Raw genomic sequence first — 12065 nt, 5'->3', positions numbered from 1 at the left:
CCATGACCGACGACACGCACGACATCGCCGTGGTCGGCGCCGGCATCATCGGCGTGGCCTGTGCGCTGCGCCTGGCGCGGCAAGGCCTGCGGGTGGTGGTGATCGACCGGCAGGCGCCCGGCCACGGCGCCTCGTTCGGCAACGCCGGGCACCTGGCGACCGAGCAGGTGTTCCCGATCGCCGACCTGTCGATCCTCAAGCGCCTGCCGGCCATGCTCATGGACCCCATGGGCCCGCTGCGCCTGGACTGGAAATACCTGCCCCGGGCCCTGCCCTGGTTCACCCGCCTGCTGCTGAACCTGCGCCCGGCGCCGTTTCGCCACACCGTTGCGGCTTTGCGGGCGCTCAATGAACATTCGCTCGACGCCTGGCACCGGTTGCTCGGTGACATCCAGCGCCCCGACCTGCTGAAGGTGGACGGCTCGCTGTTGGTGTTCGAACGGCCCGAGTCCCGTGCGGCCATCGAAGCGCTTCAGGCACGCCTGCGCCAGCAACAGGTGCCAGTGGACCTTTGGCAGGCCGGTGCGGTGCAAGACGTCGCGCCGCAGCTCAGCCCGCACATTCAGGGCGGGCTGTTCTTTCCCGCCACCGGGCATTTCCTCGACCCTTACCGGGTCGTGCGCGAACTGGTCGACGCCGCGAAATCCAGCGGCGTGCAGTTCCTGACGCGGCAAGTACAGGGCGGCCGGCTGAGCGGCCAAGGCGTCGCGCTGACGACCGACGCCGGCGCGCTGCACGCCCGCCGCGTGCTGATCGCCTGCGGCGCCCACTCGGCAGCGCTCACCACTGCGTTGACCGGCCAACGGGTGCCGCTGGACACCGAACGCGGCTATCACCTGATGCTGCCCCAGGAACACGCACGCCTGCCCTTCCCGGTGACCTCCCTGGAACGCAAGTTCATCATGACGCCGATGGCCGAAGGCTTGCGGCTGGCCGGCACCGTCGAGTTCGCAGGCCTTGAGCGCCCGCCGACCATGGCCCGCGCCTGGCAGCTGCACCGCTTGAGCGACGGCCTGTTCCGCACCCCGCTGAACGCCGACGCCGCCACCCCCTGGATGGGCTTTCGCCCCTCGCTGCCGGACTCCCTGCCGATCATCGACCAGGCCTGCGACGGCAAGGTGCTGCTCGCGTTCGGCCACCAGCACCTGGGGCTCACCCAGGCGGCGGTGACGGCGGAACTGGTGGTGCGAATGGCGTCTGCGCTGACGACCCAGAGCGGGCAACTGCCGGATCTGGCGCCGTATCGGTTGAGCCGGTTCTGAAACGACAAAAGGCCTGCTTTCACAAGCAGGCCTTTTGTTTCAGTGGTCGGGTTCGATCAACCCTGACGCGCCGACAGCGCCGCGTAGCTGTTCATCAGGTTGCGGTAGTTCGGGATGCGTTGGGACAGCAGGTTGCCCAGCCCTTCGATGTCGTTGCGCCAGTCGCGGTGCAGTTCGCAAGCCACCGAGAACCAGTTCATCAGTTGCGCGCCGGCCGCCGACATGCGGGCCCAGGCCGCTTGCTGCACCGTGGTGTTGAAGGTGCCGGAGGCATCGGTCACCACGAACACTTCAAAGCCTTCGGCCAGCGCCGACAGGGTCGGGAACGCCACGCACACATCGGTCACGACGCCGGCGATGATGATCTGCTTGCGGCCGGTGGCCTTGATCGCCTTGACGAAGTCTTCGTTGTCCCAGGCGTTGATCTGGCCCGGACGGGCGATGTACGGCGCGTCGGGGAACATCTCTTTGAGTTCCGGCACCAGCGGGCCGTTGGGGCCTTGCTCGAAGCTGGTGGTGAGCACGGTCGGCAGGTCGAAGAACTTGGCGAGGTCGGCCAGGGCCAGCACGTTGTTCTTGAACTCGTTCGGCGAGAAGTCCTGCACCAGCGAAATCAGGCCGGTCTGGTGATCCACCAGCAGTACGATGGCGTCGTCTTTGTTGAGGCGGTTGTAGGTGTAAGCGGTCATGGGTGGAGCTCCTTTTTCATTGTTGAAGTGCGTTGCGTTCAAGATGTGCACAGATTAATGAGTCACCCTCAGGTGATAAATCGGCTGAAACGCGTTTCACCGTCAACTCAAAAAGGACAATCCAATGACAACCTCAAGACCGGCCCGACCTTGGCGCCGATCCTTGTCATAATGGCCCCCTGCAATACGTCCAGAATGCCCCAAGGAGATGTTGATGCTCGGACGCAACCGGCCAGAGCTGACAACAGACCACGCCGCACCGCCCCCTTCCCGCCACGCCAAAGCCGGATCGACCCTGCGCCTGACCGTCAGCTTCATGTTGGTGGTGGTCATCGCTTTTGTGGCGGTCGAGAGCTGGCGCACCTGGCGCGACTACCGGGCGGCGTTCGCCTCTGCCCGCGATTCGGTCACCAACCTGGCCCGCGCCACCGCGCAGCACGCCGAAGACACCATCCGCCAAGTCGACGTGCTCACCGCCGGGCTGTGCGAGCGGGTCGAGGGCGACGGCCTGCAGAACATGGATGTGAAGCGCATCCACAACCTGTTGGTGCAACAATCGAAAATCATGCCGCAGCTGCATGGCCTGTTCATCTACGGCCCCGACGGGCAATGGATCGTGACCGACAAGGAGGTCACGCCGGAGATGGCCAACAACGCAGACCGCGACTACTTCCAGTACCACCGCACCCACGAGGACCGGCAGGTGCGCATCGGCCTGGTGGTGGAAAGCCGCTCCACCCATGACCTGATCATTCCCATCTCGCGCCGCCTGAACAATCCCGACGGCTCGTTCGCCGGCGTGCTGCTGGGGACGGTGAAGGTCAGCTATTTCGTCGACTACTACGGCGACTTCAGGATCGACGACAAGGGCGCGCTGGTGCTGGCCCTGCGCGACGGCACCATCCTCGTGCGGCGCCCGTTCATCGCCCAGGTGGTGGGCAAGAGCCTGGCCGGCAGCGAGATTTTCAGGACCTACCTGCCCAGCGCCAACACCGGCACCGCGCAGATCAAGGCCGTGGTCGACGACACCGAACGCCTCTACGGCTACCGCGCCCTGACCACCTATCCGCTGGTGGTGGAGGCCGGCCTGTCCCGGGATTCGATCATCGCGCCTTGGCGCCGGGATCTGTTGAAGAACGGCCTGGTGCTGGTGTTCCTGATCGGGGTGCTGTCCACGTTCGGACTCATCGTGCTGAACCAGTTGCGCCAGCGCATGGCCATGGAGCGTGAGATCCGCCAGGCCCACCAGACCATGCGCGACATGGCGCTGACCGACAGCCTCACGGGCCTGGGCAACCGCCGCCGGCTGGACGCGGCGCTGGCCGACGAGATCCGCCTGGCCCGCCGCCAGGGTTCGGCGCTGTCGCTGATCATGCTCGATGTCGATCACTTCAAACGCTACAACGACCGATACGGCCACGCCGCCGGCGACGACTGCCTGCACGCCGTCGGCCAGGCGATCCGGCTGGCGGTCAAACGCCCCGGCGACCTGGCCGTGCGCTACGGCGGCGAAGAGTTCACCGTGCTGCTGCCCAACACCGACGGCGCCGGGGCCATCGAGGTGGCCGGGCAGATCCTGCAGGCCATCCGCGCCTTGCGGCTTGAGCACAGCGGGCATCCGCTGGGTTACGTCACCGCCAGTGCCGGGATCGCCACCGGCCATCCGGTGACCGACGACGTCACGCCGGCCAGCTTGCTCAAGGCGGCGGACACCTGCCTGTATCAGGCCAAGCAACAGGGCCGCAACCGCTGGTGTTGTGCGCCCCCGGCATGATCGGCCGGCAGCCCGAGCGCTGGCTAAGGGAGCCGAATCAGGCCTGACCCACCTGTCAACTCTGACAGTTATGCGCTGTTGGTTTCGTTGCTACGTTACGGACTCACGGATCACCCCGTGAGCCTCTACAGGGAGCCAGCCATGAACAACAGCATGAAAGCTTTGATCAGCTACTACCAAGAGACCTTCGTCGGCCAAGACGATTTCGAGATTCGCCGGGTCGGCAACCGCTATGTCGTGCAGGCAAGTCAGGCCTTGCCGAACGGTGAAAAGCACTCCATTGCCTTCTGGGTTCCCGTGGACATTCCGGGCGACGGTTCGTCTGTGACGCTGTCCTTGGTGCCCGACCCCATGCAGCTTGGTCAAGCCCGTGGCGAGTACATAAGGTATTCATCAGGAAACGGTCTCGTCCTGGCTTCCCGTTCCGGAACGCTGACCTTGAAGCTGGACATGCAAACGCAACGGATGGAGGGCGATTTCCAGTTCGAGGCCCGGCTCGGCGACACCACCGTCCATATCAGTGCAGGCAGCTTCGACATCACAGGCATCACCGGTGGCGTCGTAGACACAACCGGCAGCGGCACGTTCACGGCCTCCAGTGAATGGGGCGATTTCCGTGCCGATCAGCTGAGCGTTCAGCTGACGCCAGAGGGCTCAACGCTCCGTGTATGGGAAGTCATCGGCCGCATGACCGTGGAGGACGGGGTGCCGCCGAAAAAAGCTCAGATCGGCGTTTTCTTCAAGGACGACACGAACCTCGGCACCCACGACCTGAGGAACAACCCAAATGTCTGGATACACTACTCCAGACCGTACGAAGGTGCTTTTTTCGCGGAGGCCGGCACTCTCACCCTTACCGCCCTTCCTGTAACGGGGCACACCAAGGGAACATTCGCAGCGGATTTCCTTGAGAATGGCAAGAGCGTAAAAGTGACCGGCCAATTCGATATCCTGAGTGCGGTCGGGAAGAACCACCGTCATCACCGGTGAGTCTGAAGCGGCCGCTCCAGGCGCGTCCCCCACAACGAAGCACCCCTAGGTGCCTCGTTGTGGTCGCGATCAGCGGGCCACGCCCGCCACCGCCGCCCGCGCCGCATGCAGCTTCTTGTAGCTTTCGATCAGCCGCAGGTGCCGGTCGAGCCCTTCGAGCTTCATGCTGGTCGGCGTCAGGCCGTAGAAGCGCACGCTGCCGTCCACCGAACCGATCACCGCGTCCATCCGCTCGTTGCCGAACATCCGGCGCAGGTTGGTCTCGTAGTCGGCCAGTTCCAGCTCGTCGTCCAGGTGCACTTCCAGCACCGCGTTCAGCGCCTGGTAGAACAGCCCGCGCTCGACCGTGTTGTCGTTGTACTGCAGGAAGGCTTCCACCAGCTCCTTGGCCTGTTCGAAGCGCTGCAGTGCCAGGTGGATCAGCAGCTTGAGCTCCAGGATCGTCAACTGGCCCCACACCGTGTTGTCGTCGAACTCGATGCCGATCAGGGTGGTGATGTCGGTGTAGTCGTCCAGTTCGCTGTTGTCCAGACGCTTGCCCAGCACCCGCAGGCTGCGGTTGTCGAGGCTGTGCAGGTTAAGGATGTCTTCGCGGAACAGCAGGGCCTTGTTGGTGTTGTCCCAGATCAGGTCCTCCACCGGGTAGATCTCCGAGTAGTCCGGCACCAGGATCCGGCAGGCCTGCGCGCCGAGGTGGTCGTACACCGCCATGTACACCTCTTTGCCCAGGTCTTCGAGGATGCCGAACAGGGTCGCGGCCTCCTGGGCGTTGGAGTCCTCGCCGTGGCCGGAGAAGTCCCACTCGACGAATTCGTGATCGGCCTTGGCGCTGAAGAAGCGCCACGACACCACGCCGCTGGAGTCGATGAAGTGCTCGACGAAGTTGTTCGGCTCGGTCAGCGCATGGCTCTCGAAGGTCGGCGCCGGCAGGTCGTTCAGGCCTTCGAAGCTGCGGCCCTGCAACAGCTCGGTGAGGCTGCGCTCAAGCGCCACTTCGAAGCTCGGGTGGGCACCGAACGAGGCGAACACGCCACCGGTGCGCGGGTTCATCAGGGTGACGCACATCACCGGGAACTCGCCGCCCAGCGACGCGTCCTTGACCAGCACCGGGAAGCCCTGGGCCTCCAGGCCTTCGATGCCGGCAACGATGCCGGGGTATTTGGCCAGCACCTCCTGCGGCACGTCCGGCAGCGCCAGTTCGTTTTCCAGGATCTCGCGCTTCACCGCCCGCTCGAAGATCTCCGACAGGCACTGCACCTGCGCCTCGACCAGGGTGTTGCCGGCGCTCATGCCGTTGCTCAGGTACAGGTTCTCGATCAGGTTGGACGGGAAGTACACCGTCTCGCCGTCGGACTGGCGCACGAACGGCAGCGAGCAGATGCCGCGCTGGGTGTTGCCGGAGTTGGTGTCGTACAGGTGCGAGCCGCGCAGCTCGCCGTCCGGGTTGTAGATCTCCAGGCAGTATTCGTCGAGGATCTCGCTCGGCAACTCGTCTTTCGGGCCCGGCTTGAACCAGCGCTCGTCCGGGTAATGCACGAACGGCGCGTTGGCGATCTCTTCGCCCCAGAACTGGTCGTTGTAGAAGAAGTTGCAGTTGAGCCGCTCGATGAACTCGCCCAGCGCCGAGGCCAGCGCGCTTTCCTTGGTCGCGCCCTTGCCGTTGGTGAAGCACATCGGCGACTGCGCGTCGCGGATGTGCAGCGACCACACGTTGGGCACGATGTTGCGCCACGAAGCGATCTCGATCTTCATGCCGAGGTCGGCCAGGATGCCGGACATGTTGGCGATGGTCTGCTCCAGCGGCAGGTCCTTGCCCATGATGTACGTGCCCTCGCCCGAGCCCGCACTCGGCATCAGCAGCGCCTGGGCGTCGGCGTCGAGGTTTTCCACTTCCTCGATCACGAACTCGGGGCCGGTCTGCACCACCTTCTTCACGGTGCAGCGGTCGATGGAGCGCAGGATGCCCTGGCGGTCCTTGGCGCTGATGTCCGCCGGCAGCTCGACCTGGATCTTGAAGATCTGGTTGTAGCGGTTCTCCGGATCAACGATGTTGTTCTGCGACAGACGGATGTTTTCGGTGGGAATATTGCGGGTCTCGCAATACAGCTTCACGAAGTAGGCCGCGCACAACGCCGACGACGCCAGGAAATAGTCGAACGGCCCCGGGGCCGAACCGTCGCCCTTGTAGCGGATGGGCTGATCGGCGATCACCGTGAAGTCGTCGAACTTGGCTTCAAGCCGAAGGTTGTCGAGAAAGTTGACCTTGATTTCCATGCGGGGTTACCAGAATAGCGGGCTGTACGAATTGGCCGCCATTATCCGGCTTTTGCGCCGGAAGTCTTGTGCGAATGTCATTCGGTCGCCGGACGGAACCCCGCGTTGAGCAAACGCGGCTAGGCGCGGGCCTGCCGCCCTCACCGATGCTATGGCCGACCGCAACCCAGGAGCCTTGCCCGTGGCAGACACGCCGACCCGAACCGCCTACGCCAAACGCTTCAACGCCGTGCTCGCCTACATCGACGCCAACCTCGAAGGCGACTTGTCGGTGAAGGCGCTGAGCCGGGTGGCGAACTTCTCCGAGTTCCACTTCCACCGGCAGTTCTCGGCGTTCACCGGTGTGCCCGTCTCGCGCTATGTGCAGCTGATGCGCCTGCGTCGGGCGGCGCACAACCTGACCGCCCGCCCCGGCCACACAGTGCTGGAGGCGGCGTTCGACGCCGGGTTCGAAAGCCCCGAAGCGTTTTCCAGGGCGTTCCGGCGGGCGTTCGGCAACTCGCCCGCCGCCTTCGCCAAGGCGCCGGACTGGAAGCACTGGCACGCGGTCTTTGCCATCCCTCACTTCTCAAGGAACATCGCCATGCAAGTCAACATCGTCGAATGCCCCCCGATCCGCGTCGCCGCCCTCGAACACCGCGGCGCACCGGGCCGGCTCAACGCCAGCGTGCAACGCTTCATCCAGTGGCGCCAGCAGAGCGGCCAGTCGCCTGTCGCATCCAGCCGCACCTTCGGCATCCCCTATGGCAACCCCGACACCATTGCGCCGGAAGATTTCCGCTTCGACATCTGCGGCGAAATCCACGAAGCCGTGGCGCCGAACGACGCCGGCGTGCGCGACCTCGTCATCCCCGCCGGCCGCTGCGCGGTGGTGCGGCACGTGGGCTCGACCGATCACGTGGGCGAAACCATTTACCCGGTCTACCGCGACTGGCTGCCGGGCAGCGGTGAGGAACTGCGTGATGCGCCGTTGTTCTTCGAGTACCTGAGCGTGGGGACGGACGTGCCGCAGGCGCAGTGGCAGACGGATGTGTATGTGCCGCTGAAGTGAAAACGAGGCGCACGCTCGGCCTGCCCCCGACACCTGACCCGACGGAGCCCGCCGGTCAGTGCTCCGCCAGAAAACGTGACATCGACTGCGCCAACGCATCGAACACCAGCGCGATGCGGCGCACCCGCCGCAGGTCGTGGTGCATGGCCATCCAGATGTCCACCCGGAAATCCACTTGCTGCGGCAGCACCCGCACCAGCCCGTGTCGCCGCGCCAACTGGCTGGAGCAGACGCCGATGCCGAGCCCGGCCCTGAGCGCGGCAAACTGGGCCAGGTGATTGTCCGTGCGCAACACCGTGCGGGCCGTGGCGCAGAGAAAACCCTGCTGCTGCAGAAACGCCACTTCCGTCAGGTTGCGGTCGGGGCCGATCAACGGGTACTCGCTCAACTCGTCCACACTGCGAGGCGCGCCCTTCTGCCCGAGCAGATCCGCCGTGGCGTACAGACCGATACGCAAGTCCCCCACATGGCGGGCGACGACGGCCGCCTCCGTCGGGCGCCGGATGCGTACCGCCACATCGGCCTCCTGCAGGGCCAGGTCTTCCAGGCGGTTCGACACGCTGAGCTCGACCGTCAACTGCGGCTGGGCCGTGCGGATTTCGCGCAGCATGGGCGGCAACACTTCCACGCCAAGCAACTGGCTGCTGGTGACACGCACCGTCCCGCCCGGCACGCTGGCCTGCGCGGACGCGGCGCGGGTAAAGGCCTCGGCCGCCATCGCCATGGATTCGGCATGGCCGATCAGTTCCCGGGCGGTGTCGGTGGGCATCAGCCCCGCCGGCGAACGCACGAACAGGCTCATCCCCACGCTCTGCTCAAGCGCATCGATGCGCCGCCGCGCGGTGGCCTGAGCGATGCCCAGCGCACGGGCGGCGGCGGACAGGCTGCCGGTGCGCAGGACGGCCAGGAAGACGCGCTGGGTTTCCCATTGGAGCTGAGGGGCGTTCATACATTTCCTATGAGCGGCTGGGCAAGTTTGATCAATTCTAATCAATCCGAAACGCGCGCATGCTGTACCCAACCCATCAAATCGCACTGACACGAGACCTGATCCATGACACTTGCCGGTGGATGCCGCTGCGGCGCCGTCACTTACCGCTCCACGACCGACCTGCCGCTCGCGGTCTACGCCTGCCATTGCCAGCATTGCCAGGCCTGGAGCGGCAGCAGCTTCGCGCTGCACGCCTTGCTGCCCGCCGACGCCTTCACCGTCGACGGCCCCACCCGCGAATACGCCTACGAAGACCAAGGCGTAATCTCACACCATCACCTGTGCGCGACCTGCCACACGCGGATCTACAACACCACCTCCGCCGCACCGGGCCTTTGGGTGCTGCGCGCCGGCACCCTCCATGAACGCACCGCCCTGAGCCCCGTGGCGCACATCTGGGTCAAGCACAAACAGCCGTGGCTGAACCTGCCCGCCGGCATCCCGACCTGGCCCGAAAGCCCCACTCCCGAAGCGTTCGCCGCCGCGTTGAGCGCTTCCGGCCAACCGTCCTCCAACCCCTGAAAGGAGCATTGCCCATGACCGATCCCACCCCCTGCGCCACCGGCAGCTGCCGTTGCGGGCAAGTGACCTTCCAGGCGTCAGGCCGGCCGGTCATGACCAGCGCCTGCCACTGCACCGGCTGCCAGAAAATGTCCGCCAGCGCGTTCTCCCTCACCGCCCTGTTCCCCGCCGAACGCTTTGCCGTCACCCAAGGCACCCCGGTCATCGGCGGCCTCCACGGCCCGACCCGCCACTACTTCTGCCCGCACTGCCTGACCTGGCTGTTCACCCGCCCTGCGCAGAACGAGGCCTTTGTCGGCGTGCGCAGCAGCCTGCTGAACCGGCCGCAGGACTATGCGCCGTTCATGGAGACCTGGGTGTCGGAGAAGCTGCCGTGGGCGGGTACGGGGGCGTCCGTCAGCTTTGAGGGGTTTCCGGAGGTGGGGGAATATGCGGGGTTGATGGAGCGGTTTTTGCGGGGGTGATGTTGGGTTCGGGGAGGTGTCGGCCTGCGATTGATTGCGTGCAGCACCCCGAGGGCATCAGTTCCCCCTTCGCCGTGCTCTGTCATGGTCCTCTCTGGGCAGACAACAAAGCTTCATCGTTGAAATAGAATAGAGATGCCGGCAGGACAATCGAGAAGGCAGCATGACGAGCAACACTTACAACCCTAGCATTGAGGATCAAATCGCTTACCTAAGAGAAGCGTTAGAACTCGGTGTCCTTGAGGTATCCGACATCGTGCAATGGGCGGATAACCAGATCATGGCACAGGAAGATCCTGCCTATGAGCTGATAGAGCTAGCACTGATGAGCAGCTCGAATCGGTACGATGTTGCAAGTCAGTTACTTCGAGTCGCGACACCCTCCTTGAGCAGCGCAGAGGTGTTGCCCTATGTGCTAGCCAAGGCACATGAACAACTCCTCATGAATCCCGATTTTGGAATGGTCTTGGCGCAAGGACTGTACCGATCTTGGTCTCGATCTAACTACGACTTTCCTGACGCTCTTGGCCTGTGCGGCTATTTCGAAGATGCCTATTCATTGGCTGAGGGCGGGACAGTTGGAACAGTTGACCAGATCAACCGGGAGTTGCTTGAGTTCACCGCCCGGTTTCGGGATCGCAATGGATTCGAGAGCGTGCTTAGCCGACAGCGTTCCAGTCTGGAGGCTGGCTCTGTGATGGCGCATGGGCTCAGGGAGTACCCGTCTTGAAAAAGGGGACAGATCTATAGTTACCGATGGATCTGTCCACTTTCTGTTATCCCCCACTTGGAGTCTGTGCCGAGCCAAGCCCAAAGAGGAGCCCGCCATGACCGCCGTCGATTGCCTCAAGTACTTACGCATCGTGCTGGTGTTGGCAGGCCTCGCGTGCCTTGCCCTCTACCCGCTCATGGTGTTCTGGCCGTCCGGTTGGGCCTGGCACACCGGTCACTCGGACTACCCGATGATGATCGTCGGCCTCTACGCCACGCTTGGCGTGTTCCTGATCCTGGCCGCGCGTGACCCGTTGGCCCACTTGAGCCTGATCGGGTTCACCGTGTGGTCCAGCGCCGTGCACGCAGGCATCATGACCGTCCAGGCGCTTACCCAGTCTGGGCAAATGGGGCACCTGGCAGGTGACGTGCCGGCACTGTTCATCGTGGCGGTGGCCTTGGCCGTTTTGACACGGCGCGCGCGGTCGGTCGCTCGGCCCAGGACAGGCAACGGGGCCTGAGAGCAGGATCAAACCAGGAGCGGTGTGGCTGCCGTCACCCGATTCTTATAGATATGCAGATCAAGCCCCACGGATGCCCACCCACGGCTCAGATACCCGCCCGACAGGTACGTGGCAGAGTCCCGGATATAGCCATTGGGATCCATCAACTGGGTATCGCTGATGTGCACGACGAAGTGGCCATTGTAGAAATCGAAGCTGAAGAAAGGCACCGTCCACGATTTGCTGATCAGGCTGATGATCAGATAGTCATCGCCCAGCACGCCGCCCGGCATCGCGCAGGTGCAGCCGCACGACCAGTTGACGCTGCTGCACGTCTGCAGCCCCATGCGCAGCCCGGCGTACCAGGGGCGCACGGACCAATTGGTGATGATCTCCGTCGGTGCATAAATGCTGACGGTGGGCTCATGCGTTTTCAGGTAGGTGGCAATGTTGGCGGGGGTGCTGCCCAGGAAGTTAGTGCAATCGACCGTGCGGGTATAGGTCATTGCGTGCGTGACTTCCGCGTCCACATCGGCGCTGACCCCGTCCGCCACCCCTTCCGTCAAACCCAAATCCCTCAGCCAATGCAGCACATACACGGCACAGGCAGCCCCGCAAAACGGGCCGTTGCCTTGATCAATCGGGTCGGTCATAACGAATGGCATGACTCGAATCTCTCCCTGAAAAATGCTGGCGGATCCCGCCTCTATTCCCTGAAAAACGCACAACGACACCCGGCGTCCCAGACACTCTAGTGCAAGGGTACTTAGCGGATTTTGGACTTTTTAGACCGAGTCAACATGAGCAACCCGGTGGTTATAGCCATTGTGGATT

General features: G+C 64.0%; 12 protein-coding genes. 8 read left to right on the top strand and 4 right to left on the bottom strand.

Translation table 11 applies throughout. The features are described 5' to 3' along the window. The first annotated feature begins 2 nt into the window (after window positions 1-2). Complete coding sequence (locus CAG31_RS23145) at window positions 3-1262, top strand: FAD-binding oxidoreductase (protein WP_085585572.1); 1260 nt, start codon at window positions 3-5, stop codon at window positions 1260-1262. Between the two features lie 56 nt (window positions 1263-1318). Here the strand turns inward: CAG31_RS23145 and ycaC are convergent, their stop codons facing one another. Next, window positions 1319-1951, bottom strand: a complete 633-nt coding sequence (gene ycaC / locus CAG31_RS23140; protein ID WP_085585570.1) for an isochorismate family cysteine hydrolase YcaC — start codon at window positions 1949-1951, stop codon at window positions 1319-1321. Window positions 1952-2165: 214 nt separating this feature from the next. Between ycaC and CAG31_RS23135 the strand changes: the two genes are divergently transcribed. Continuing rightward, the gene (locus CAG31_RS23135; RefSeq protein ID WP_085585568.1) at window positions 2166-3725 is read left to right on the top strand and encodes a sensor domain-containing diguanylate cyclase; all 1560 of its coding nucleotides are present in this window, start codon (window positions 2166-2168) and stop codon (window positions 3723-3725) included. A gap of 141 nt (window positions 3726-3866) precedes the next feature. Then, window positions 3867-4715: a hypothetical protein gene (locus CAG31_RS23130; protein WP_085585566.1), complete on the top strand. Its 849-nt coding sequence runs from the start codon at window positions 3867-3869 to the stop codon at window positions 4713-4715. A gap of 69 nt (window positions 4716-4784) precedes the next feature. Here the strand turns inward: CAG31_RS23130 and CAG31_RS23125 are convergent, their stop codons facing one another. Beyond that, entirely contained in the window at window positions 4785-6989 is a 2205-nt protein-coding gene (locus tag CAG31_RS23125; protein WP_085585564.1) for an OsmC domain/YcaO domain-containing protein, read from the bottom strand. A gap of 151 nt (window positions 6990-7140) precedes the next feature. Here CAG31_RS23125 and CAG31_RS23120 point away from each other — a divergent pair, with 151 nt between their 5' ends. Beyond that, complete coding sequence (locus CAG31_RS23120) at window positions 7141-8040, top strand: GyrI-like domain-containing protein (RefSeq protein WP_371856125.1); 900 nt, start codon at window positions 7141-7143, stop codon at window positions 8038-8040. A gap of 55 nt (window positions 8041-8095) precedes the next feature. On the opposite strand, the gene CAG31_RS23115 is transcribed toward CAG31_RS23120, so the two are convergent. Further along, a complete protein-coding gene (locus tag CAG31_RS23115) occupies window positions 8096-8989 on the bottom strand; it encodes a LysR family transcriptional regulator (RefSeq protein WP_085585560.1) in 894 nt (297 codons plus the stop codon). A 105-nt stretch (window positions 8990-9094) separates the two neighbouring features. On the opposite strand from CAG31_RS23115, the gene CAG31_RS23110 reads away from it, so the two are divergent. The 4 genes from CAG31_RS23110 to CAG31_RS23095 all read left to right on the top strand — a co-directional run bounded on the left by CAG31_RS23110 (window position 9095) and on the right by CAG31_RS23095 (window position 11249). Continuing rightward, window positions 9095-9553, top strand: coding sequence for a GFA family protein (locus tag CAG31_RS23110; protein ID WP_085585558.1), 459 nt, complete (start codon window positions 9095-9097; stop codon window positions 9551-9553). A gap of 14 nt (window positions 9554-9567) precedes the next feature. Continuing rightward, complete coding sequence (locus tag CAG31_RS23105; RefSeq protein WP_085585556.1) at window positions 9568-10017, top strand: GFA family protein; 450 nt, start codon at window positions 9568-9570, stop codon at window positions 10015-10017. Window positions 10018-10180: 163 nt separating this feature from the next. Beyond that, entirely contained in the window at window positions 10181-10747 is a 567-nt protein-coding gene (locus CAG31_RS23100) for a hypothetical protein (protein WP_256575569.1), read from the top strand. Between the two features lie 97 nt (window positions 10748-10844). Continuing rightward, window positions 10845-11249 carry a DUF6632 domain-containing protein gene (locus CAG31_RS23095; RefSeq protein ID WP_085585554.1) on the top strand — a complete coding sequence of 135 codons (405 nt, stop codon included), beginning with the start codon at window positions 10845-10847 and terminating at the stop codon, window positions 11247-11249. Between the two features lie 8 nt (window positions 11250-11257). On the opposite strand, the gene CAG31_RS23090 is transcribed toward CAG31_RS23095, so the two are convergent. Beyond that, on the bottom strand, window positions 11258-11884 hold the full coding sequence (locus CAG31_RS23090) for a hypothetical protein (protein ID WP_139831381.1): 627 nt from the start codon (window positions 11882-11884) through the stop codon (window positions 11258-11260). Between the last annotated feature and the right edge of the window lie 181 nt (window positions 11885-12065).

Origin of the sequence: Pseudomonas sp. R25(2017) (genome assembly GCF_002112565.1) — a bacterium.
GTDB classification, from domain to species: Bacteria; Pseudomonadota; Gammaproteobacteria; order Pseudomonadales; family Pseudomonadaceae; genus Aquipseudomonas; species Aquipseudomonas ekonensis.
The sequence above is the reverse complement of the archived record's forward strand: the minus strand, read 5'-3'. Positions and strand labels throughout refer to the sequence as shown.

What these genes read in the sequence shown, in the direction of transcription:
- CAG31_RS23115 (WP_085585560.1), bottom strand. Translation starts at nt 8,989, where the DNA reads ATGAACGCCCCTCAGCTCCAATGGGAAACCCAGCGCGTCTTCCTGGCC.
- CAG31_RS23120 (WP_371856125.1), top strand. Translation starts at nt 7,141, where the DNA reads ATGGCCGACCGCAACCCAGGAGCCTTGCCCGTGGCAGACACGCCGACC.
- CAG31_RS23110 (WP_085585558.1), top strand. Translation starts at nt 9,095, where the DNA reads ATGACACTTGCCGGTGGATGCCGCTGCGGCGCCGTCACTTACCGCTCC.
- CAG31_RS23130 (WP_085585566.1), top strand. Translation starts at nt 3,867, where the DNA reads ATGAACAACAGCATGAAAGCTTTGATCAGCTACTACCAAGAGACCTTC.
- CAG31_RS23125 (WP_085585564.1), bottom strand. Translation starts at nt 6,989, where the DNA reads ATGGAAATCAAGGTCAACTTTCTCGACAACCTTCGGCTTGAAGCCAAG.
- CAG31_RS23145 (WP_085585572.1), top strand. Translation starts at nt 3, where the DNA reads ATGACCGACGACACGCACGACATCGCCGTGGTCGGCGCCGGCATCATC.
- CAG31_RS23100 (WP_256575569.1), top strand. Translation starts at nt 10,181, where the DNA reads ATGACGAGCAACACTTACAACCCTAGCATTGAGGATCAAATCGCTTAC.
- CAG31_RS23135 (WP_085585568.1), top strand. Translation starts at nt 2,166, where the DNA reads ATGCTCGGACGCAACCGGCCAGAGCTGACAACAGACCACGCCGCACCG.
- CAG31_RS23105 (WP_085585556.1), top strand. Translation starts at nt 9,568, where the DNA reads ATGACCGATCCCACCCCCTGCGCCACCGGCAGCTGCCGTTGCGGGCAA.
- CAG31_RS23090 (WP_139831381.1), bottom strand. Translation starts at nt 11,884, where the DNA reads ATGACCGACCCGATTGATCAAGGCAACGGCCCGTTTTGCGGGGCTGCC.
- ycaC (WP_085585570.1), bottom strand. Translation starts at nt 1,951, where the DNA reads ATGACCGCTTACACCTACAACCGCCTCAACAAAGACGACGCCATCGTA.
- CAG31_RS23095 (WP_085585554.1), top strand. Translation starts at nt 10,845, where the DNA reads ATGACCGCCGTCGATTGCCTCAAGTACTTACGCATCGTGCTGGTGTTG.